This is a genomic window from Muriicola jejuensis, from assembly GCF_010671595.1.
Taxonomy (GTDB): Bacteria; Bacteroidota; Bacteroidia; order Flavobacteriales; family Flavobacteriaceae; genus Muriicola; species Muriicola jejuensis.
The window spans coordinates 539,146-560,946 of sequence record NZ_JAABOP010000002.1; the positions used below are offsets into that span (position 1 = coordinate 539,146).

17 protein-coding genes are annotated in these 21,801 nt (G+C 50.9%); 2 read left to right on the top strand and 15 right to left on the bottom strand.

Annotation, left to right across the window (positions count from 1 at the left end):
* Positions 1–24: 24 nt before the first annotated feature.
* From GWK09_RS10495 to GWK09_RS10525, 7 genes are all read right to left on the bottom strand, one after another.
* Positions 25–1,839: an acyl-CoA dehydrogenase family protein gene (locus tag GWK09_RS10495; protein ID WP_163693345.1), complete on the bottom strand. Its 1,815-nt coding sequence runs from the start codon at positions 1,837–1,839 to the stop codon at positions 25–27.
* A gap of 24 nt (positions 1,840–1,863) precedes the next feature.
* Positions 1,864–3,054 carry an acetyl-CoA C-acyltransferase gene (locus GWK09_RS10500; protein ID WP_163693346.1) on the bottom strand — a complete coding sequence of 397 codons (1,191 nt, stop codon included), beginning with the start codon at positions 3,052–3,054 and terminating at the stop codon, positions 1,864–1,866.
* Between the two features lie 2 nt (positions 3,055–3,056).
* Complete coding sequence (locus tag GWK09_RS10505) at positions 3,057–5,462, bottom strand: 3-hydroxyacyl-CoA dehydrogenase/enoyl-CoA hydratase family protein (protein ID WP_163693347.1); 2,406 nt, start codon at positions 5,460–5,462, stop codon at positions 3,057–3,059.
* A gap of 12 nt (positions 5,463–5,474) precedes the next feature.
* The gene (locus GWK09_RS10510; protein ID WP_163693348.1) at positions 5,475–5,927 is read right to left on the bottom strand and encodes a MarR family winged helix-turn-helix transcriptional regulator; all 453 of its coding nucleotides are present in this window, start codon (positions 5,925–5,927) and stop codon (positions 5,475–5,477) included.
* Between the two features lie 163 nt (positions 5,928–6,090).
* Entirely contained in the window at positions 6,091–7,863 is a 1,773-nt protein-coding gene (locus tag GWK09_RS10515) for an AMP-dependent synthetase/ligase (protein ID WP_163693349.1), read from the bottom strand.
* A gap of 174 nt (positions 7,864–8,037) precedes the next feature.
* Positions 8,038–11,691: a phosphoribosylformylglycinamidine synthase gene (gene purL, locus GWK09_RS10520; RefSeq protein WP_163693350.1), complete on the bottom strand. Its 3,654-nt coding sequence runs from the start codon at positions 11,689–11,691 to the stop codon at positions 8,038–8,040.
* Positions 11,692–11,808: 117 nt separating this feature from the next.
* Positions 11,809–13,023 carry an RsmB/NOP family class I SAM-dependent RNA methyltransferase gene (locus tag GWK09_RS10525; RefSeq protein ID WP_163693351.1) on the bottom strand — a complete coding sequence of 405 codons (1,215 nt, stop codon included), beginning with the start codon at positions 13,021–13,023 and terminating at the stop codon, positions 11,809–11,811.
* 70 nt (positions 13,024–13,093) lie between these two features.
* On the opposite strand from GWK09_RS10525, the gene GWK09_RS10530 reads away from it, so the two are divergent.
* Positions 13,094–14,122, top strand: a complete 1,029-nt coding sequence (locus GWK09_RS10530) for a WD40/YVTN/BNR-like repeat-containing protein (RefSeq protein ID WP_163693352.1) — start codon at positions 13,094–13,096, stop codon at positions 14,120–14,122.
* A gap of 68 nt (positions 14,123–14,190) precedes the next feature.
* Here GWK09_RS10530 and GWK09_RS10535 read toward each other — a convergent pair whose 3' ends face one another.
* The 8 genes from GWK09_RS10535 to GWK09_RS10570 form a co-directional block, all read right to left on the bottom strand.
* On the bottom strand, positions 14,191–14,538 hold the full coding sequence (locus GWK09_RS10535) for a DUF6515 family protein (RefSeq protein WP_163693353.1): 348 nt from the start codon (positions 14,536–14,538) through the stop codon (positions 14,191–14,193).
* A 107-nt stretch (positions 14,539–14,645) separates the two neighbouring features.
* Positions 14,646–15,086: a hypothetical protein gene (locus GWK09_RS10540; RefSeq protein WP_163693354.1), complete on the bottom strand. Its 441-nt coding sequence runs from the start codon at positions 15,084–15,086 to the stop codon at positions 14,646–14,648.
* Entirely contained in the window at positions 15,070–15,594 is a 525-nt protein-coding gene (locus tag GWK09_RS10545) for a hypothetical protein (protein ID WP_163693355.1), read from the bottom strand. The genes GWK09_RS10540 and GWK09_RS10545 overlap by 17 nt, the downstream gene beginning before the upstream one ends.
* Positions 15,595–15,627: 33 nt before the next feature.
* Entirely contained in the window at positions 15,628–16,170 is a 543-nt protein-coding gene (locus tag GWK09_RS10550) for an RNA polymerase sigma factor (RefSeq protein WP_163693356.1), read from the bottom strand.
* A 115-nt stretch (positions 16,171–16,285) separates the two neighbouring features.
* On the bottom strand, positions 16,286–18,109 hold the full coding sequence (locus GWK09_RS10555; protein WP_163693357.1) for an ABC transporter ATP-binding protein: 1,824 nt from the start codon (positions 18,107–18,109) through the stop codon (positions 16,286–16,288).
* Entirely contained in the window at positions 18,109–19,818 is a 1,710-nt protein-coding gene (locus tag GWK09_RS10560; RefSeq protein ID WP_163693358.1) for a phospho-sugar mutase, read from the bottom strand. Before GWK09_RS10560 ends, GWK09_RS10555 begins: the two co-directional genes overlap by 1 nt.
* A 28-nt stretch (positions 19,819–19,846) precedes the next feature.
* The gene (locus GWK09_RS10565; RefSeq protein ID WP_163693359.1) at positions 19,847–20,821 is read right to left on the bottom strand and encodes a glycosyltransferase family 2 protein; all 975 of its coding nucleotides are present in this window, start codon (positions 20,819–20,821) and stop codon (positions 19,847–19,849) included.
* 54 nt (positions 20,822–20,875) lie between these two features.
* A complete protein-coding gene (locus GWK09_RS10570) occupies positions 20,876–21,382 on the bottom strand; it encodes a DUF4199 domain-containing protein (protein ID WP_163693360.1) in 507 nt (168 codons plus the stop codon).
* A 162-nt stretch (positions 21,383–21,544) separates the two neighbouring features.
* Between GWK09_RS10570 and GWK09_RS10575 the strand changes: the two genes are divergently transcribed.
* Positions 21,545–21,796: a type B 50S ribosomal protein L31 gene (locus GWK09_RS10575; RefSeq protein ID WP_163693361.1), complete on the top strand. Its 252-nt coding sequence runs from the start codon at positions 21,545–21,547 to the stop codon at positions 21,794–21,796.
* Positions 21,797–21,801 lie beyond the last annotated feature (5 nt).

Genomic DNA, 21,801 nt, shown 5'->3' on the forward strand with positions numbered 1-21,801 from the left:
CTTTTCTCATATGGTAGCTCGAAACTATCCGTCAAAGGTGTAGCGATTGTCTGCTGCGACCTTATCTGCGATCTTGTTCCTCAGGGCGACCACGTTGGGGGGATTGGTGTACTTGGTATACCGTTTTAATCCCATGAGCATCATTCGCTGCTCATCCCCTTCAGCAAAGGAAACGATGGCTTCTTTCCCTTTTTTGATCACCAGGTCGACCGCCTCGTATAAGTAAAGCCGCGTCATGGCGATCTGAATCTCCTGGGCCGCCTCACCCTCCCGTTTGGCATTCTTCTCGGTCCTGAGCAGGGTCGATTCGGCCATATAGATTTCGATAAGGATATCCGCTGCGGCCAGAAGCACTTGCTGGTGTGATTCCAGGTCCGGGCCGAATTTTTGTACGGCGCTGCCCGCTACCATCAGGAATACTTTTTTGAGTCGGGCGATCAGATCTTTTTCCTCTGCGAACAACTCCGAAAAATCAGGGGTCTCGAAGGAGGGGATGCCCATGAGTTCTTCCCCGACGGCTGTCGCCGGACCGAGGAGGTCCACATGGCCCTTCATGGCCTTTTTTACGAGCATTCCAACTGCGAGCATACGGTTGATCTCGTTGGTCCCTTCGTATATCCTCGCGATACGAGCATCCCTCCAGGCCTTCTCCATAGGGGTGTCTGCGCTGAAGCCCATCCCCCCGAAGATCTGAATTCCTTCATCCGTCGTGTTCTGAACATCCTCAGAAACGGCTACCTTCAGGATAGAGCATTCGATGGCGTATTCCTCTACGCCCTTGAGTTCTGCTTCCTGGTGGCTATTTCCCTCTGCCACGCGAATGGCGATCCTGTCCTCTATGTTTTTTGCAGCGCGGTAACAGGCAGATTCTCCGGCATAGACATTGATAGACATCTGTGCGATCTTGGCCTTGATGGCCCCGAAATTCACGATGGGTGTTTTGAACTGTATGCGCTCATTTGCATATTTCACCGCTTCCGTGGTGACCCGGCGTTGTGCCTCCAGACATGCCGCAGCCAGCTTGATACGCCCCACGTTTAGTGCATTCATCGCGATCTTGAAGCCGTTGCCCCTTTCTGAGAGCATATTTTCCACGGGTACTTTGGTCTCGTTAAAGAATACCTGGCGGGTAGAGGAGGAGTGTATACCCAGCTTCTTTTCTTCTTCCCCTAGAGAGATCCCGTTCTTGGGGTCGTTCTCTACGATAAACCCGGTTATGTTCTTGTCGTCTTCAATACGCGCAAAGACGATAAAGAGGTTGCAGAACCCGGCATTGGAGATCCACATCTTTTGTCCGGTGATACTGTAATACTTCTTGTCTGCGGAAAGCACTGCCTTAGTCTTGCCTGAATTGGCATCAGACCCGGCTCCCGGCTCTGTAAGGCAGTACGCCCCAAACCACTCACCGGTGGCCAGTTTGGGAACGTATTTTTGCTTTTGTTCTTCCGTTCCGTACAGGGTGATGGGCAGAGTACCTATCCCGGTATGGGCTCCGAAGGCCGTGCTGAAGGACCCCGTAGCCCCCGAGATATAGTCGCATACGAGCATGGTGGAGACAAAGCCCATTCCCATACCGCCATAGGCTTCAGGCACTGCAATGCTCAGGAAGCCCAGTTCTCCTGCTTTTCGCATGCACTCCTCGGTAAAGGCGTAGTCTTTTTTTTCAAAACGCTCCCAATGGGCCCAAATTTCCCTTTCTACGAATTCTTTGGTGCTCTCGCGCATCATCCTTTGTTCCTCGTTGAGGTCCTCGAGGGTGAAAACATCCTCGCACTGGGTTTCTTTGACGAGGAACTGTCCTCCCCTGAGAATATCTTTTTTCAATGTTTCAGTACTCATGGTCGTATATAATTTGAAGGTGTTCTAATTTAAGAATTCAAAGATCCCGGCGGCGCCCTGTCCCGTTCCCACGCACATGGTAACCAGGCCGTGTTTTCCTTTCATCTTCCTTTTGCGCATCTCGTCAAAGAGCTGGACGGATAATTTGGCTCCGGTACATCCCAGCGGATGTCCCAGGGCAATAGCCCCACCGTTGACGTTGACGATTTCAGGGTTCATGTCGAGTTCCCTGATCACGGCGAGCGACTGGGAAGCAAAGGCCTCATTGAGTTCGATGAGCTCGAGCTCGGACTGTTTCATCCCAGCCTGCTTCAGGGCTTTGGGTACGGCTTTGACCGGACCGATCCCCATGATCCTGGGTTCCACCCCGGCAGCGGCGTAATTCACCAGGCGGGCGATGGGTTCCAGGTTGAGTTCCTTTACCATTGCTTCACTCATTACCAGGACAAAGGCGGCACCGTCACTCATCTGTGAAGAATTCCCGGCGGTGACGCTTCCCCCGGCGGCAAATACCGGTTTCAGTTTCGCCAGAACCTCCAGGGACGTATCGGCCCTCGGCCCTTCATCCTCTTTGACGGTGTAGGTGGTACTTTCCTTTTTACCCTTGGCGTTTACAAAGGTGTGTTCCACTTCAATGGACACGATCTGATCTTCGAACTTGCCTTCCTTCTGGGCTTTCAGGGCCTTCATATGGGAATGGTATGCAAATTCATCCTGGTCTTCGCGGGACACCTTAAATTGCTTGGCTACCGCCTCTGCGGTAAGACCCATTCCCCAGTAGTAGTCTTCATTCCCCTCCTTGGCTACCGAATAGTCGGGAGTAGGCTTGTACCCTCCCATCGGGATGTAACTCATGCTTTCGGCTCCCCCGGCTATGATGCAATCAGCCATCCCTGCCTGGATCTTGGCAGTAGCTATCCCTATGGTCTCCAGGCCAGAAGCGCAGTACCGGTTTACGGTGACCCCGGGAACATCCTCGATCTTCAACCCCATCAGGGAGATGAGGCGAGCCATGTTCAACCCCTGTTCTGCCTCGGGCATCGCATTTCCTACGATCACGTCATCGATCCTCTTTTTGTCTAGCTGGGGCACTTCCTTCATCAGGTACTCAATGGTCTCAGCGGCCAGTTCATCAGGGCGCTTAAAGCGGAACAAACCCCTTGGGGCTTTTCCGACGGCTGTGCGGTATGCTTTTACGATATATGCTGTCTTCATGTCTAGTTTCTAAGGGGTTTACCGGTTTTTAACATATGCTGAATCCTCTCCAGGGTCTTTCTTTCCGTGCAGAGCGACAGGAAGGCTTCCCGTTCCAGGTCGAGCAGGTATTGCTCGCTCACGTAACTCGTTTCTGAAAGGTCTCCACCTGCCATCACATAGGCCAGCTTGTCAGCGATCTTTTTGTCATGCTCTGATATATAGTGTCCGGCCTCCATGGAATCCGTCCCTACCAGGAACATACCCAGGGCCTGTTTCCCCAGGACTTTTACATCTGTCCTTCGGATGGGCTGGGTGTATCCGGCTTCGGCCATAAGCTTGGCATAGGCCTTAGCGGTAGCGATCTGCCGGTCCTTGTTAACCACGACGACATCCTTTCCTTTTTGCAGGATACCCAGGTCATAGGCCTCATAAGCAGAAGTACTTACCTTGGCCATCCCTATGGTCAGGAAGTATTCCTGAAGGACGTTGAGTTCCACATCGTTCTTGCGGAACGTGTCAGAGGCCCTCAGTGCCATTTCCTTGGACCCCCCACCTCCCGGGATCACTCCAACACCGAATTCCACGAGTCCGATATAGGTCTCAGCCGCAGCCACTACTTTGTCTGCGTGAAGGGAGAGCTCACACCCTCCGCCCAGGCACATACCGTGGGGCGCTGCCACAGTGGGGATGGAGGAGTACCGCATGCGCATCATGGTATCCTGGAACATTTTTATAGCCATGTTGAGCTCGTCGTATTCCTGCTCGACCGCCATCATGAAGATCATTCCTATGTTCGCTCCCACGGAGAAATTGGCGGCCTGGTTTCCGACCACCAGCCCCTGGAAATCTTTTTCGGCCAGGTCGATCCCCTTGTTGAGACCGGCCAGCACGTCCCCTCCTATGGTGTTCATCTTGGACTGGAACTCCACATTGAGGATACCGTCGCCGAGGTCTTCGATGACCACCCCGCTGTTGCGGAAGACCTCTTTGGTTTTGCGTATGTTGTCCAGGATGATAAAGGCGTCCTGTCCGGGCACCTTTTCCATAGCTTTTTTCTGAATGTCGTAATAGTAAGTGGCGCCTTCCTTTACGGAGTAGAAGGAAGAGATACCGGCCGACTTCATCTCATTTACCCAGGGGGCCGCTTTCTGACCTTCCGCCTTAATGAGTTCGAGTCCTTTGTCCAGGCCTATGGCGTCCCATATCTGGAAGGGTCCGTGTTCCCAGCCAAACCCTGCTTTCATGGCGTCATCGATCTTGTACAGCTCATCGGAGATCTCGGGGATCCTGTGGGTCACGTATGCGAACAACACCCCGAAACTCTTCCTGTAGAAGTCCCCAGCCTTATCTTTCCCCCCGACGAGGATCTTAAACCGGTCGATCACCTTATCCACCGTCTTGGTCAGCTCCAGAGTGGCGAACTTTGCACTCTTTTTGGAACGGTATTCCATGGTGTTCAGGTCCAGGGTCAGGATCTCACTGCCCCCTTTGGGATCGTTCACTTTTTTGTAAAATCCCTGGCCCGACTTACTCCCATACCACTTATTGTCTGCCATGGTCTTAATGAATTCGGGGAGCTTGAACAACTCATGGCGTTCATCTTTCGGGCAGTTGTCATAGATGCCATTGGCCACGTGCACCAGGGTGTCGAGACCTACCACATCCACAGTACGGAAAGTAGCCGATTTCGGCCTGCCGATCACCGGACCCGTCAGCTTGTCGACCTCCTCAACGGTAAGGTCGAGTTCCTTTACCGCGTGGAACAGGCTCATGATACTGAAAATACCGATGCGGTTCCCGATGAATGCCGGAGTGTCTTTAGCTACCACAGAAGTTTTTCCGAGGAACTGTTCTCCGTATCCATTGAGGAATTCCAACACCTCTGGTTTGGTCTTTGGACCTGGAATGATCTCGAAGAGTTTCAGATACCTCGCGGGGTTAAAAAAGTGCGTGCCGCAGAAATGCTGTTGGAAATCCTCAGACCGGCCCTCACTCATAAAATGTATGGGGATACCGGAAGTGTTGGAGGTGATAAGTGTCCCGGGTTTGCGGTACTTTTCGAGGTTTTCGAACACTTGTTTCTTGATGTCGAGTCGCTCTACCACCACCTCTATGATCCAGTCTACCTGACCCACTTTAGCGATGTCGTCTTCCAGGTTACCTGTAGTGATCCTTTTCGCAAAATCCTGGTTGTAAATAGGAGAAGGTTTGGATTTCAGGGCCGCTGTGAGGGAGTCGTTCACCAGCCGATTGCGTACCGACGGGTCTTTCAGGGTGAGTCCTTTGGCTTTTTCCCTGTCATTCAGTTCGCGGGGTACGATGTCCAGCAAAAGGACCTCCACGCCTATATTGGCAAAATGGCAGGCGATACCGCTGCCCATGATGCCCGATCCGATGACTGCTACTTTTTTGATATGCTTATTCATCCATTCGTTGAGTTAGTTCGTCGTTGATTCGTTTTTAAAGATCTTCTTCTCAGAGACCACCTGGTTGATAGTTTCCATGACCTCAAAGAAAGCTATGAGTTGATCCGCCGATAATTGCTCCCTCACCACTTCGTTAAACCGGAGTACTACATCTTTGGAATCTTTCCTTTTTTCGAGGCCGAAAGGAGTGAGGTAAATGAGTACCCCTCGTCCGTCGTCCGGATTGGGCCTGCGTTCGATCAGCCCTTTCTCCTCCATACTTTTCAGGATTCGAGATAAACTGGTCGCTTCCATTCCCATTTTGGGCCCCAGAGAGGTAGAGGGGGTTCCTTTTTTGGGATCAATGCTCAGGAGGGCAAACCCCACTGCCATGGTCGATCCGAATTTTTTGGCCTCCTCGTTGTACATCCGGGCCACTGACTGCCATGTGGCCCTGAGGGCGTAATCAATTGTTGTCTCTTGCATTAGGTCACGATCTCCTACAAATATACACAAATTTATTATGCACGCATAATAAATTTGTGAAAATAAAGAGAGGTTTCAGGGCTGCTCAGTAGGGATCAACCCGACTGGATGACCTTAAAGACAGGATTGTATGCCGGAGGGGAATACCGCAGATCTTAATGGGCTAGTTATGGCCGTAGATATCGTTATAGAGGGCGATGTATTTCTCCTTGATGATCTTTCGCCTGAGCTTCATGGTGGGGGTGAGGTGCCCGCCTTCAACGGTCCATGGTTCTTTGGTAAGTTTGAAGGCTTTCACTTTTTCCCATTTCGCAAAGTGTTCATTCGCTTCGTCTACCTCTTTCTGAATCCTTTCCTGAACCGCAGGGTCATTTACCAGGTCTGCCGGATTAGAATACTTTTTATTGTGCCTTTTAGCCCATTCACCCAGGAATTCGAAGTTGGGCTGTATCAGTGCGGCGGGCATTTTTTCGCCTTCGCCCACGACCATGACCTGTTCGATGAACCTGCTTTGCTTCAGTCGGTTCTCGAGCAGTTGCGGAGCCACGTATTTCCCGCCTGAGGTCTTGAACATTTCCTTTTTCCGGTCGGTGATCCTCAGGAATCCATCCTCGTCGATCTCTCCTATGTCCCCGGTGTGGAAGTACCCGTCCCTGATCACCTCACCTGTCATTTTGGGATCTTTGTAATACCCCATCATCACATTGGGTCCTTTACAGAGGATTTCCCCGTCTTCGGCTATTTTCACTTCCACCCCTTCGATGATCCGGCCCACGGTGCCGATCTTCCAGCCACCATTCCTCTCGTCGTTCACGGATACCACCGGTGAGGTCTCGGTAAGGCCATAGCCTTCCATCACGGGTATCCCCACGGCGCCAAAGATTCGCGCCAGGCGGGGTTGCAAGGCCGCGCTTCCGGAGACCATCGTTTTGAGGTTCCCCCCGAGCCCTTCCTTCCATTTGCTGAAGATCAATTTCCTCGCAATGCCAAGCCTTTTTTCATACCACCACCCATTGGCCTCATAAGGTTGATATTTCAGGCCCAATTCAACAGCCCAGAAGAAAAGTTTTTTCTTGATACCGGTAAGCTCCGCCCCCTTGGCGATGATCTTGTCATAGACCTTTTCCAACAACCTGGGTACCACGGTCATTACATCGGGTTTGATCTCTTTCAGGTTGTCACTGATCTTTTCCAAATTTTCAGCAAAATAGACATTGATCCCACAATACTGATAGAGGTACAGGATCATCCGTTCAAAAATATGGCAAACCGGCAAAAAGCTCAAGGCCACACCGCCCTGTTCAAAAGGCACCCTGGGTTGACTTGCCAGCAGGTTCGAAACAATATTGTGATGTGTGAGCATGACACCCTTAGGCCTTCCCGTGGTTCCTGAGGTGTAGATCAGGGTGGCGAGGTCCTCCGGCTTTACCTTGCTCTTTCTCAATTCCACCTCCTCCTGCAATACGGTGTCTTCCCCCAGGGATAGCAACTCAGACCAGTGTTTGCATCCGGGAAGTTTGTCGAAGGAATAGATCCCTTTTAGTGAAGGGACCTGATCTTTGATGCTTTGTACTTTGTCCAGTACCTCGGCACAGGAGACAAAACAATAGGTCGATTCCGAGTGGTTCAGGATATAGGCATAATCCTCTTCCGAAATGGTAGGGTATATAGGTACATTCTGGGCCCCAAGCTGCAGGACGGCAATATCCATGATGTTCCATTCCGTCCTGTTGGTCATGGAGATCACCGCGATCTTGTCATTGGCCTCAACCCCGAGCTTGATCAGGGCCCTGCTCACGGTGTTTGCCTGCCGGATGTAACTCTCGGTGGAGGTAGGTGTCCATTCCCCCTCATATTTGGTCACAAAGCAGTTTTCCGATGGAAAATTCTCAAGTTGGTAATATGGGATGTCGAAGAGTCGGGTAATGCTTTGCATAGAGAGACTTTAATGATCTTTGCAAAGTAATAAAAGGGAGCGGGATTTTAAAGTGGGATCGACAAAATCGGGGCCTATAAATCGCCAAATTCTCAAATAGTTGTGATTATGGCCCGTTTCTCCGGTCAGATACTTTCGAAAAAAAGGTGTATTTGAGGTTGGAAATAGGTCGACTTACTGCTTCAACAACCAATTTCTAGCATTTACAAAAGCTTCCAGCCAGGGAGATACCTCATCATCCCTGTCGGGATAATGCGCCCAGTTCCAGGGAAAAATACTCCTCTCAATATGGGGCATGGTAACCAGGTGCCTGCCTGAGGGATCGCAAAGCATAGCCGTGTTATAGTCGCTTCCGTTGGGATTGGCAGGGTATTGGGCATATCCATAAGTGGCCACGATCCCGTACCGGTCTGCGGGATAGGGGAGAGAAAACTTACCCTCTCCGTGAGAGATCCATACTCCAAGGGTGGTACCCGCCAGGGCGGATAGCATGACCGAGTTGTTTTTTTCAATGCGTACCGAGGTAAAACCGCTTTCGTGTTTGTGGGAATCGTTATAGGTCATCTTACCGTGAAGGTCGTGTTCCGGGTTGATGAGTTCTAGCTCCATAAACAACTGGCAACCATTACAGATGCCCACTGATAGGGTATCGGGCCTCGAGAAGAAATCCTCCAGGGCCTGCCTGGCCTTTTCATTGTACTTAAAAGCACCGGCCCAACCTTTTGCACTGCCCAGGACATCGGAATTTGAGAACCCTCCTACGGCCCCGATAAACTGGATATCTTCCAGGGTTTCCCTCCCGGCGATCAGGTCGGTCATGTGAACGTCCTTTACGTCAAAACCTGCGAGGTACATGGCATTGGCCATTTCCCTTTCTGAATTGCTCCCCTTTTCCCTGAGGATGGCCGCCTTGGGCCTGCTGCCGTTATTCAGGGGCCGTTTGCCGTCAAATCGGTCGGGAAAACGGTAGATCAGGGGTTGGCGTTGAAAATTTTCGTACCGCTCTTTGGCCAGGTCGCCCGCGGTCTGCCTGGCATCGAGCAGATAGGAGGTCTTGTACCAGGTCCTTCGCTCTTTGTACACATCCAGTTGGAGGATATCTTTCCCGTTGCTGATACTGAGTTCCGGTTTCCGGATCACCGATCCCAGTCGGTGGCATGTAATACCTTGTTTTTCCAGGAATTTTGCAGCCTTTTTACTCCTGGCCTGGAAGACCACACCTGCGGTTTCCGCAAAAAGCAATTTGGTGGTGTCTGTTTCACCCAAAGAAGAAAGGTCGAGTTCCGCTCCGATCTGGTTATCTGCAAAGCACATTTCGAGCAGGGTAGTGATGAGTCCGCCCGAAGCCACGTCGTGTCCCGCCAGGATTTCACCATCACTGATGAGTTCCTGAAGGGCGTTGAAGGCCTTTCGGAAATAGGTGGCATCTTGTATGGTGGGCGACTCCTGACCCACCTTGTTGAGGCTCTGTGCAAAGGAGGAACCCCCCAGGGCAAAGCCATCCTTGCTGAGATTGAGGTAATAGAGATCCCCGCCTTTGGCTTGCAGGACCGGTTCCACTACCTTCCGGATATCGCTGCAGTGTGCTACCGCCGAGATGATCACCGTACCCGGGGCCAGCACTTCCATGTCCTCGTATTTCTGTTTCATGGAGAGGGAGTCCTTTCCCGTGGGCACATTGATCCCGAGGGCGATGGCAAAGTCTGAGACCGCCTGTACGGCTTCGTAAAGCCTGGCGTCCTCCCCGGGATTGCGGCACGGCCACATCCAGTTGGCTGAAAGGGATACGGAATCGAGTCCGTTTTCAAGGGGTGCCCAGACCAAATTGGTCAAGGCTTCTGCTATGCTGTTCCGACTCCCGGCCACAGGATCGATAAGCGCCGAGACGGGAGAATGCCCGATGGAGGTGGCAACACCCTCTATCCCTTTGTAATCCAGTGCCATCACCCCCACGTTGTTCAGGGGAAGCTGGAGGGGGCCGGTACATTGCTGTACGGCAACCCGACCTCCCACACACCGGTCTACCTTATTTGTGAGCCAGTCCTTGCAGGCCACCGCTTCCAGTTGGAGGACATTGGTCAGGTATTCTTTGAAATTCCCAAAATCGTAAGTTGGGTCGCTGTAATTCCGGATCAGGGTCTCATCCGTCATAACGGTCTTTGGGGAACTCCCGAACATGTCGGCCAGTTCCAGATCCATGGGTTTTTCCTTTCTCTTTGCCGAAGTGAAGGTGAACCTGCGGTCACCGGTGGCCACACCTACCTGGTACATGGGGGCGCGTTCCCTCTGTGCGATACGTTCCAGAAAGCTGCAATCCTTTTCTCCTATCACAAGGCCCATCCGTTCCTGTGATTCGTTTCCTATAATCTCTTTGGCGGAAAGGGTCGGGTCTCCGATGGGGAGTTGGTCCATATCGATGAGTCCGCCTGTTTCCTCCACCAGCTCTGAGAGGCAGTTCAGATGCCCCCCGGCTCCATGGTCGTGAATGGAGACCACCGGGTTGGTGTCGTTCTCCACCAGCCCCCGGATGGCATTGGCCGCCCTTTTCTGCATTTCAGGGTTTGATCGTTGTACGGCATTCAGTTCAATGGCGGAACTGAATTCCCCTGTATCCGCGCTCGAAACTGCGGCTCCTCCCATCCCGATCCGGTAGTTATCGCCACCGAGGATCACGATCTTATCGCCTTTTTTCGGTTTCCCTTTAATGGCCTGTGAAGCCTTCCCATAGCCTATTCCTCCGGCCAGCATGATGACCTTGTCGAATGCCAGGACCCTGTCGTGTTCCTCGTGCTCGAAGGTCAGCAATGACCCTGCGATCAGGGGCTGTCCGAATTTGTTCCCGAAGTCGGATGCCCCGTTAGACGCCTTGATCAATATGTCCATAGGCGTCTGGTACAGCCAGCGTCTGGCTTTCACTCCTTTCTCCCATTCCCGTCCCTCTTCCAGGCGGGAATAGGAGGTCATATACACGGCTGTTCCGGCAAGTGGGAGGGAACCTTTTCCTCCTGCAAGTCGGTCCCTGATCTCTCCTCCTGATCCTGTAGCAGCCCCGTTGAAAGGCTCCACGGTGGTCGGGAAATTATGGGTCTCGGCTTTCAGAGAAAGCACGGACTGAAAGGTGGATTCCCGGTAGAAGTCGGGTTTATCCGGCGCCGCAGGGGCGAACTGCACGACCTCGGGACCTTTGACAAAGGCCACGTTGTCCTTGTAAGCAGAGACGATTCCGTTGGGGTGCTTTTCGGATGTTTTTTTTATGAGTTTGAAAAGGGAAGAGGGTTTCTCTTTCCCGTCAATGACGAATACCCCATTAAAGATCTTGTGACGGCAATGCTCGGAATTCACCTGACTGAATCCGAAAACCTCTGAATCCGTAAGTGGCCTGCCCAGTTTTTTAGAGAGATTTTCCAGGTATTCGATCTCCTCATCGCTCAGGGCGAGGCCTTCAGAGGCGTTGTAGGCCGAAATGTCTACAATGGGACGTATGGGTTCCACCTCGACAGCTATCGTGAAGACCTCCTGGGTAAGTCCGTCGTACTTCTGGGAAAGCATGGGATCATAGTCCTTGAAATCCTTCTTAACCGCGTTGAATTCCTCTATCCTTCGGATCCCTTCAATACCCATATTCTGGGTGATCTCCGTGGCATTCGTGCTCCAGGGAGTGACCATCGCAGCCCTGGGACCCACAAAAAAAGCGTCGAGGGACGCCGTTTTCAAAAGAGGCTGATCTCCAAAGAGCCAGCTCAGTTTTTCCGTATCGAGGTCACTTAATTCCCTCTGGACTTCCAACGCGTATACCTTGTGTGCGGGATCCCCGAAAAAATAGATCATGTATGAGGTTTAAACAGGATGATTTGAAGCGACAAATTTACATTAAATCTGCGTGCTTTTGAGCTCCCCTTCTAACAGTTTTCAAGGGAGATTGTTCATTACTTTGAAAGGCGCGCCCTATCCTTTCTTCTGCAGGAGTGCGATGTAGAATCCGTCAAAGCCGGAGGTATGGGCGAAAATGTGCTTTTCTTTCTCCAGGTCGAAGTCGGCTCCCTCGGCACTTTTCAGGAAATGGACTACCTGCTCGGAATTCTCAGCAGGAAGTATGGAACAGGTGGCATAGACCATTTTACCTCCCGGTTTGACCATCTTGCTGTAGTCTGAGAGGAGCTGCCTTTGGGTGTCTGTAATGGTCCCGAGATCCTCCTGCCGCAATTTCCACTTGGCATCAGGATTCCTCCTCAACACTCCCAAACCCGTGCAGGGGGCGTCAATGAGGACCCTGTCTGCGGTTCCGTGAAGTTTTTTGATCGTCTTTGTGGATTCGATGAGCCTGGTCTCCAAATTGTGCACCCCATTTCTGCGGGCACGCCTCTTTAGCTCATGTAACTTCTGGGGGTAGATATCCAGCCCGATGAGTTGCCCTTTATTCTCCATAAGGGCAGCCAGGTGCAGGGATTTACCTCCCGCCCCCGCACAGGCATCGATGACCCGCATACCGGGGGCCACATCCAGCATGGGAGCTACCAGTTGGGAGGAAGCGTCCTGTACTTCAAAAAGTCCTTCCTTGAAGGCCTCGGATGTAAAAACGTTGCTTCGCTCTTTCAACACAAGGGCATTGGGATATCCGGGAACAGGGTCGGATGCTATGCCCTCATCTACCAGGTGCCTCCTCAGGAATGGCAGGCTGGTCTTTAGGGTATTGGTCCTGAGGACCACGGGCGCAGGTTCATTGAGGGCGTGGATCTCCTTCTCCCAAAAAGCTTCCCCAAAGGCTTCCAGCCCCAGAGTATCTAACCAATCGGGGATGGACTCCCGGTACTTTCTGATCTTTGAGAGTTCGTCGAATCGACCCTTGATCCTCCTGGCAGGGGTTTCTTCCAATTGCTTCCAGGAGGGCAGGGGAATACCCCTGAGTACGGCCCATACCGCAAAAAGTCGAAAAAAATTGGCCCGGTCAAAAGGTTCCCTCACTTCTGCGATCTCGGCATACAATCGCTTCCAGCGCACGATGTCATACAGGGTCTCGGCGATAAAACTCCGGTCTCTCGAGCCCCATCTTTTATCTCTTTTCAGGATCTGTTCTACAGCTTTTGACGCATAGACCCCTTCGTTGAAGATCAGGTTCAACCCGTCAACTACTGCAAAGACCAGATTTCTGTGTAAGCGCATGGAAAAAATTTAGACCGCAAAGGTATCGTTTTGGGGAGGAATCCCTTTATTTTTGGTAAAATTATATCGTATGCGCGCCTTCCTCACCTTGTCTCTGGCCATGATGATCATCGGTTGTTCCCAGACCGTCCCCTCAAAACCTTTCAGCAAGGTGGAGATACAGGATCTCTTCAAGGATTCTGTCAGTATCCGCGCTCTGGAAGTCATGGAGGGAAGTGTGGCCTTTGCCGGGACCGGTGGATTTTTTGGGACGGTGGACCTTCATACCGGCCAGATCAGGGCCAAACAGCAGCGCTATGACACCCTCAATCCTGAATTCCGGGCAGTAGGCCACACCGCTTCAGACTTCTTTATGCTGTCTGCAGGGAGGCCGGCCCTACTTTTTAAAACAGGGAATCGTGGCCTCATGGAGTTGGTCTATAAGGAAGATGAAGAAGGTGTTTTTTACGATGCCATGGCGTTCTGGAATGAAAAGGAAGGTCTGGCCGCCGGAGATGAGATGGGGGGATGTTTGTCCCTCCTTATTACCAGGGATGGTGGATCTTCCTGGAAGAAGATTGCCTGTGCAGACCTTCCTGATGCGATCCCGGGGGAAGGAGCCTTTGCCGCCAGTAACACCAACATTGCAATTGTGGGAGACAAGGCCTGGATAGGTACTACGGAAGGGCGAATCTGGTTCACCCCGGACAGAGGCAGGAACTGGGAGGTGTTCACCACGCCTGTTCTCAGTACAGAACCCACTCAAGGGATCTATACCCTGGATTTTTACTCGGATCAATTAGGGGTCGCCATGGGAGGCGATTACACCTTGCCGGACGGCATGGATGCAAACAAGGCACTGACGGAAGACGGGGGCAGGACCTGGAAACTAATCTCGGATGGGAACCTTCCCGGGTATACGAGTTGTGTCCGATTCGTTCCTGGAAGTGAAGGGAATGGAATTGTTGCTGTGTCCTATAATGGGATAGCCTATTCGGCGGACAAGGGAGAGCACTGGAAGAAACTTTCGGATGAACCATTTTATACCCTCAGGTTCGTCAGTGATACGGTCGCCTATGCCGCCGGGAAGTTCAGGATCTCCAGGGTATCCTTCCAATAAAAAAAGGGCAGACAACGTCCGCCCTTTTCCGACTAACAAACGACTCCTAAAAGTCAACCCAAATCTAATTATACGTATACAACCTTGTACGTTCTCCCGAACCTCTGGTAATGAACCCCTTTATAGGCGTAGTATCTCCGTCCCTTTACATAGACCACCCTGTGCCCTTTTGGGAGGGTATTGATGACGATCCCCCGGGGTGCCGCGCAGACAATGTAATTCCTTCCTCTCGCCTTGTACCATACACCGGCCGCAAGGTGATAGCGGATCCCTTTATGGATCACCAGCCTGGGATTGTGGATCGTGGTCACCACGGTTCCGTGTCTGGGATATACCTTTACTACTCGTTGAGCATTTGCGGCACTAAGGGTACCGAATAAGGCTGCGATGATCAAAATAATTCTAAGCTTTTTCATAACGGTTTTTTTAATGGGTTATATCTCTAAGACTGAAGAAGTGGCCCTGGGTTTAATAGAAAAAGGGGCTGATCGCCCCTTTTTTCCTGCTTTTTATCGAATCGGGTTTACTGCCCTCTCTGACGGATCTGTTGCAGCAACCTTTTCTTGAAATCGTCCTCGGCCTTGATCAGCAGGAAGGTCTTCCTGGCCGAGATCAGATTCGCCATCCTCTTCAGGAAGGCTGTGTTCTTGCGGTTGCGTTCCTCCTGTAATTCGAGGTAGTCATCCATCAGATTTTGTATCTGCTGGTCAGACATGCTCCGGAAGTTCTGAAGCTTGTTGCGTATCTCGTCCCTTTCTCTTAGCCTAAGGGCTTCCAGGGCATCTTCGTGTTCGTTGTACACAGGCCAGAATACGGCAGCCTCATCGCTGGTCAGGCTAAGCCTTTCGGTGATAAAGGCGATCTTCAGGGATTTGATCTTGTCCATACCCGACCCGCTCTGGGCAAAGGCCAGGCCGCCACAGAGGAGTAGGACCACTGTTATGAGTTTACTGAAATTCTTCATGTGTGTCGATATTTAATTCTTCCAAATCGTCAATGGTATCTTCGAGGTAATCGAGTATCTCCTGGTTTTCCACCCCTGACTCCATGAAATCACCTATTTCAAGCTCTGTGACCGGTAATACTTCGGCGATCTCATAGGTACTGAGTTCCAGATCGCGTGATTCTATGTATCGCGTGATCTCAGCCTGCGCCAGATCGTCAAAAGAGAGATCGGGATCGGTATTCCTGACCAGGCCTATGACTAGCACGAAGAGGACGGCTATGGCCGCCGCTGCGTACAGATAAGGTCTATAGCCTCTCAGGGGGATAACACGGGCTTCCTTTTGCAGGGTTTTATCCAGGATCTCCTTTTCCACCTTTTCGAAATAACCATCAGGCACCTTAAACCCTTCCTGCTCAGGCATCACGGCCTTATCCTCTTCATCCAATTTATTAAGGATGCGGTCAGACAGGCCCTCGAAGTATCCCGGGGGTGTTTTAAAACTGTTCTTTTTAGGTATCTCTTTCATGGTTCAGGTATCACAATGTGTTCTGTCTGTGTTTTAATCGGCCTTTAAAAAGGCCTCTATCTTTTTCGTGGCCAGGTGGTAGGAAGCTTTCAGGCCTCCTATAGAGGTGTCCAGAATTTCAGCGATCTCTTCGTACTTCATTTCTTCGTAATACTTCATATTAAAGACCAGTTTTTGTTTCTCAGGCAGTCTGGCTATGGCCTGCTGCAACTTCAACTGAATGGCATCCCCTTCAAAATAGACATCCGCCTGAAGGTTATCCGCCTTTCGCTCGATCAGTTCATCACTGCTAACCCCCAGTTTCCTTGATTTGTTCTTGAGGAAACTCAGCGCCTCGTTGGTGCCTATCCGGTACATCCAGGAGTACAATTTGCTGTCTCCCTTGAATTTCTCGATATTCCTGAAGACCTTGATAAAGGTATTCTGCAAGACGTCATCGGCATCGTCGTGGTCCAGGACTATCCTCCGGATGTGCCAGTACAGGCGTTCCTTATAGGTGTTGATAAGCACCTCAAAAGCCTTTGCCTGGGTCTCCTTTTGCTTTAGTTCTCGAACTAAGGTTTCTTCAGCGATCAAAGTTAGTCTGTTATTTCCCTAAGACGGTTTTTTGCGGCAATGGTTTAATCTGCAGCTCGTTCAACGATAAAATTAACCATTTTAATTCCGATTTCGCGGATGTTCGCGCCTATCCTCAATCAAAGGATTGCATAGCCACCAGTTTGTGGTAGATCCCTTTTCGGGCCATGAGCGTTTCATGAGTACCAGTCTCCAGGATCTCTCCTTTCTCCAAGACCACAATGGTATCCGCTTTCTGTATGGTGGAGAGCCTGTGGGCGATGACCAGAGAAGTCCTGTTGGCCATCAGTTTTTCCAGGGCATCCTGTACCAGGCGTTCACTTTCTGTGTCGAGTGCAGAGGTAGCCTCGTCCAGGATCATAATAGGCGGATTCTTCAATACGGCGCGTGCGATGGAGAGCCTTTGTTTCTGTCCCCCGCTCAGTTTGTTCCCGCTGTCCCCTATATTGGTGTCATATCCCATGGGCAGCTGGGTGATGAATTCATGGGCATTGGCGATCCTGGCTGCCTCTGCGATCTCTTCGTCCGTAGCATTTTCCTTACCCAGGGCGATGTTGTTGCGCACCGTATCATTGAACAGGATGGATTCCTGGGTCACGAGTCCCATAAGACCCCTGAGCACTTTTTTGGACAGCTGTTTGATATTGACCCCGTCTATGCGGATCTCCCCTTTATCCACATCGTAAAAACGGGTGACCAGGTTGGCGATCGTACTTTTTCCACTTCCCGATTGCCCTACCAGGGCCACGGTCTTCCCCTTGGGTACTTCCAGGCTGAAATCCCGAAGGACCCAATCCTCTTCGTACTTAAAGGAGATATTTTCCAGGGTGATGGCCGATTGGAATTCGAGTTCCTGAACGGCGTTTTCGGCATCCCTGATGGGGTTTTCCGTTTCCAGGATCTCCAGGACACGCTCTGCGGCAGCATTCCCTTTTTTTACCCCATAGGACGCCTTGCTGATAGCCTTGGCCGGGGTGAGGATGTTATAGGCCAGTCCCATGTAGGCGATAAAGGAGGATGCATCCAGGGTCTTGTCTACCAGCACCATCTTCCCCCCGAACCACAAGAGCACACCAATTACCACAATCCCTAAGAACTCACTGCTTGGGGAGGCTAGGTTTTGTCTGTTCAGAAGGGTATTTGAAAATCGGAAAAAGCGTTCCGTAGACGCGCTGAATACTTTATAGAACCGGGACTCTGCGTTAAAGGCCTTGATCACCCTCAGCCCCCCCAGGGTCTCTTCCACGATCGAGAGGAATTCGCCCTGTTCCTTTTGTACCCGGTCCGATTTCTTTTTCAGGGATTTCCCGATGCGGGAGATGATCATCCCTGCTACAGGTATGAAGATAAATACGAAGATGGTCAGTTTCGCACTGAGGGAGAACATGAAAATAATCGTAAACAGGATGGTGAGGGGTTCTCTGACCAGCAGTTCCAGGATGGAGAGGAAGGAGTGCTGTATTTCCAGTACATCCGAGGTGATCCGGGCAATCACATCCCCTTTGCGTTTTTCTGAATAAAAGGCGATGGGCAGGTCGGTGATCTTCCTGTACATCGTATTCCGGATATCCTTCAGCACTCCATTCCTCAAAAAGGTGATAAAGTACATGGCCAGGTAATTGAATAGGTTCTTCAACAGGAAAAGTACCAGCACGAGGCCGATCACAATTACCAGGGCCTGCATTTTGTCCGATTCTGCATAGGCGGTAAGGCGGTAGCTCAGGTAGTCATTAAAGTATTCCTTGATACTCCCGAGCCCGGTGTAGACCGGTTCACGATATACCTTGTCGGTTTGCTCGAAAAGCACATTCAGCATGGGTATCAAAGCCACAAAAGAAAGGGCACTGAACAGGGCATACAGGATGTTAAAAAAGATATTGAGAAATGCATATCTCTTATAAGGCTCGGCAAAGCGCAGGATCTTTCTGAAGTAGTTCATCAATCCAGGTTCAGTTCTTGCAGGATGCGGGACAATTTCTGGTCCAGAGCTTCATTGACCTTTTTGAAATCCCCTGCTTTATTAAGTTTGGCATTTACGGAAAAATAGAATTTGATCTTGGGTTCCGTACCGCTGGGCCTTGCTGCCATGCGGGTGCCGTCTGCTGTAGTGTAGATCAGCACGTTCGACTTCGGCAGGTCTATGGCCGTTACCTTTCCCGATCTCAGGTCAGTGGAGGTGGAAGTATTGTAATCATCGACCGTGATCACCTCAGATCCGTCCAGGGATTTGACAGGGTTCTCCTTGTAGTCCTGCATCATTTGCCTGATCTCTTCGGCCCCTGAGATCCCTTTTTTGGTAAGAGAGACCAGTTTTTCCTTGTAAAACCCGAAGTCGACATAGCAATTGATCAGTTCCTCGTAAAAGGAACTACCGCCTGCCTTGGCCATGGCGCCAATTTCACAGGCCAGGAGGGTGGAGGTCACGGCATCCTTGTCGCGAACAAAATCCCCTACCATAAACCCAAAGCTTTCCTCACCCCCGCCAATAAAATGCTGGTCGGGGAAATCAACGATCATTTTGGCGATCCATTTAAAGCCGGTCAGGGAGACCTTACATTCCACCCCATAGGTTGCAGCCAGATCCTGCATCATGGGCGTGGATACGATGGTGGAGGCGATGAACTCATTTCCCCGGAACCCATTTTTCTTGTGCTGATCCAGCAGGAATTTGGTCATCAACAGCATGGTCTGGTTCCCGTTCAGCAATTCCATATCGCCTTCCAGGTTCCTAACGGCGATCCCGAGCCGGTCACTGTCCGGGTCGGTCCCCACCACCATATCGGCCCCGATCTCCTCAGCCTTCTTCATGGCCAGGGTGAGGGCCTCAGGTTCCTCCGGGTTAGGGGAGACCACGGTAGGGAAATCCCCATCCGGTTTGGCCTGCTCTTCAATGATAGTCACTTTTTTATACCCGGCTCTCTCGAGTACTTCGGGTATGGCCGTGATGGACGTACCGTGCAGGGAGGTAAAGACGATAGAGAAATCATCCTTTCCCGGGGCGTTGTAGCTCCCGTTCTTTACGGAAGCTTTTATGAAGGCCGCATCGACCTCCTTATCGATCAGTTCAATATAGGTCTCATCCGCCTCGAACTTCACATCTTCTATCGTGAGTCGGTTGATCTCCCCAATGATCTCCTTGTCCTGAGGGGGGACGATCTGCCCGCCATCGGTCCAATACACCTTGTATCCATTGTATTCCGGCGGGTTGTGGGAGGCTGTAAGCACAACCCCGGCATGGCATCCCAAATGACGCACGGCAAAGGAAAGTTCAGGGGTGGTCCTGAGCTCTGAGAAGAGATATACCTTAATCTTATTGGCTGAAAATACTTCGGCAACGGTCCGGGCGAGGGTATCGCTGTTGTGACGGCAATCATAGGCGATCACCACTTTCAATACCTCCCCGGGATACACCTTGTGTAGGTAGTTGCTCAGGCCTTGAGTGCTCTTGCCCAGGGTGTATTTGTTGATCCTGTTGGTTCCTGCTCCCATGATCCCGCGCATGCCCCCTGTACCGAATTCCATATTCTTGTAGAAGCGATCCTTGAGTTCCTCGGGATCGTTCTCAATAAGGTGCTGAATCTCTTTCTTTACGGCCGGATCGAAAAAGTCGGTCAGCCATGTCTTGGCGGTTGAGAGGATATCATTCATGGAAACTGCGTTGGATAACCGTGTAAATTTAAGAAGAATATTCCTGAACCTTTGGGGCGAGGTTGATTTCCCCGGAAATCGTATACCTGGGTTCGTTCTTTCTGGACCGCACCATGATCTCGCCCAGGAAACCTGCAAGGAAGAACTGGGTGCCAATGATCATAGAAGTAAGGGCTATGTAGAATTGAGGCCTCTCGCTCAGCAACCGTCCTGTGGGGTTTATAAAGAGCTTATCGATCCCCAGGTAGAGGGCAAATCCGGAGCCAATAATGAACATAAGGACCCCCAGTGCTCCGAAAAGGTGCATGGGCCTTTTCCCGAATTTGGAGACGAACCAGATGGTGATCAGGTCCAGGAATCCGTTGATAAAGCGGTCTGCCCCAAATTTGGTCTTTCCGAATTTACGGGCCTGGTGTTGCACCACCTTTTCGCCTATTTTCGAAAATCCGGCATTCTTTGCCAGTACCGGGATATAGCGGTGCATTTCCCCGCTCACTTCAATGGTCTTGATAACCTCCCGGCGGAAGGCTTTGAGCCCGCAATTGAAATCGTGGAGATTTACCCCAGACGTCTTTCGGGCCGCCCAGTTGAAGAGTTTTGAGGGGATGTTTTTGGTAAGGGCATGATCATAGCGTTTCTTTTTCCAGCCGGATACCAGGTCGTACGGTCCCTCTTCGATCAGCCTCACTAGTTCGGGGATCTCTTCGGGGTTGTCCTGGAGGTCGGCGTCCATGGTGATCACGATATCACCCGTAGCCTGCCTGAAACCCGCGTGCAGTGCCTGGGACTTTCCGAAGTTCTTCAGGAAGCGGATACCTTTTACCTGTTCGTGTTCGGCCGCCAGGCGGGTTATGGTCTCCCAGGACCCGTCCGTACTGCCGTCATCTATAAAGATGATCTCGTATAAAAAACGATTGGATTGCATCACCGATGCAATCCAATCGTGTAATTCCTCGAGGGACTCTTGTTCGTTCAGTAAAGGAATGACAATGGATAAGCTCATGGAGTATCGTTGCTTCTTCCTTTCAAAAATACAACAATCCTTTTAATGGAGGATCTAGGATTTTTTAAGGATCAGACCACCTATCAACCCGATTATAAGACCCTGGATCACGCTTGCGATCAGGATAAAGGGATAGGAGATCCAGAAATAGTCGATCGTACCTTGGTATTGTTGTTCTATCTGGGCTGCTGTCATCACCCCGGCTTCCTCTGCGGCTGCTTTCGTGTTCTCGGCTATTTTTGTAATAAAATCAGTATCCAGGACATTGGCCAGTAAGATCAGGTATACAATATAGATTACACCGGATACCAGGCAAATACCGATCCCCATTTTGATGGCCTGCCCCAGGGATAGCAATCCTCCATTGGCCTTTCTGAAATTGATCAAAGCCCAGATAACAATGGCTACTGCCAGTACGATTCCGATCACGGTATTGCTCGTGTCCTGGGAAGTATGGGCATCCATAGAATAGAGCATTAGGCCGAAAACCACACTAACGGCACCCAGGATCAGGCCGTAATTGAGTGAGAATTTTCCAATTTTAGGTTGAGTTTGTTCCATTTCGCTGATTGTTTTAATGGTTAATTGACTAGTTAGTGGATAAAAATAGCATTTTGTTACACCTCCAAGGTACAATTTTTAAGAAGGATTTTGTGCTTCTTTTTGCGCTATGCTAAAAAAAATAATTACATTTGCAGCCTGAAAATTGAAGACCGTATTGCGATGAAAAAAGGTATACATCCGGAAAATTACAGAATGGTAGCATTCAAGGACATGTCTAATGAGGATGTGTTCATCACCAAATCGACCGCCGAGACGAAAGAAACCCTCGAGGTGGACGGGGTTGAATACCCCCTGATAAAGCTGGAGATCTCCAGAACGTCCCACCCGTTCTACACCGGGAAGGCCAAACTGGTCGACACCGCAGGTAGGATCGACAAGTTCAAGAACAAGTACCAGAAATTCAAGAAGTAATTCCG

Bases quoted from the DNA above. Each gene is read 5' to 3' on its own strand.
- GWK09_RS10495 (WP_163693345.1), bottom strand. From the start codon at position 1,839: ATGAGTACTGAAACATTGAAAAAAGATATTCTCAGGGGAGGACAGTTC.
- GWK09_RS10500 (WP_163693346.1), bottom strand. From the start codon at position 3,054: ATGAAGACAGCATATATCGTAAAAGCATACCGCACAGCCGTCGGAAAA.
- GWK09_RS10505 (WP_163693347.1), bottom strand. From the start codon at position 5,462: ATGAATAAGCATATCAAAAAAGTAGCAGTCATCGGATCGGGCATCATG.
- GWK09_RS10510 (WP_163693348.1), bottom strand. From the start codon at position 5,927: ATGCAAGAGACAACAATTGATTACGCCCTCAGGGCCACATGGCAGTCA.
- GWK09_RS10515 (WP_163693349.1), bottom strand. From the start codon at position 7,863: ATGCAAAGCATTACCCGACTCTTCGACATCCCATATTACCAACTTGAG.
- purL (WP_163693350.1), bottom strand. From the start codon at position 11,691: ATGATCTATTTTTTCGGGGATCCCGCACACAAGGTATACGCGTTGGAA.
- GWK09_RS10525 (WP_163693351.1), bottom strand. From the start codon at position 13,023: ATGCGCTTACACAGAAATCTGGTCTTTGCAGTAGTTGACGGGTTGAAC.
- GWK09_RS10530 (WP_163693352.1), top strand. From the start codon at position 13,094: ATGCGCGCCTTCCTCACCTTGTCTCTGGCCATGATGATCATCGGTTGT.
- GWK09_RS10535 (WP_163693353.1), bottom strand. From the start codon at position 14,538: ATGAAAAAGCTTAGAATTATTTTGATCATCGCAGCCTTATTCGGTACC.
- GWK09_RS10540 (WP_163693354.1), bottom strand. From the start codon at position 15,086: ATGAAGAATTTCAGTAAACTCATAACAGTGGTCCTACTCCTCTGTGGC.
- GWK09_RS10545 (WP_163693355.1), bottom strand. From the start codon at position 15,594: ATGAAAGAGATACCTAAAAAGAACAGTTTTAAAACACCCCCGGGATAC.
- GWK09_RS10555 (WP_163693357.1), bottom strand. From the start codon at position 18,109: ATGAACTACTTCAGAAAGATCCTGCGCTTTGCCGAGCCTTATAAGAGA.
- GWK09_RS10560 (WP_163693358.1), bottom strand. From the start codon at position 19,818: ATGAATGATATCCTCTCAACCGCCAAGACATGGCTGACCGACTTTTTC.
- GWK09_RS10565 (WP_163693359.1), bottom strand. From the start codon at position 20,821: ATGAGCTTATCCATTGTCATTCCTTTACTGAACGAACAAGAGTCCCTC.
- GWK09_RS10570 (WP_163693360.1), bottom strand. From the start codon at position 21,382: ATGGAACAAACTCAACCTAAAATTGGAAAATTCTCACTCAATTACGGC.
- GWK09_RS10575 (WP_163693361.1), top strand. From the start codon at position 21,545: ATGAAAAAAGGTATACATCCGGAAAATTACAGAATGGTAGCATTCAAG.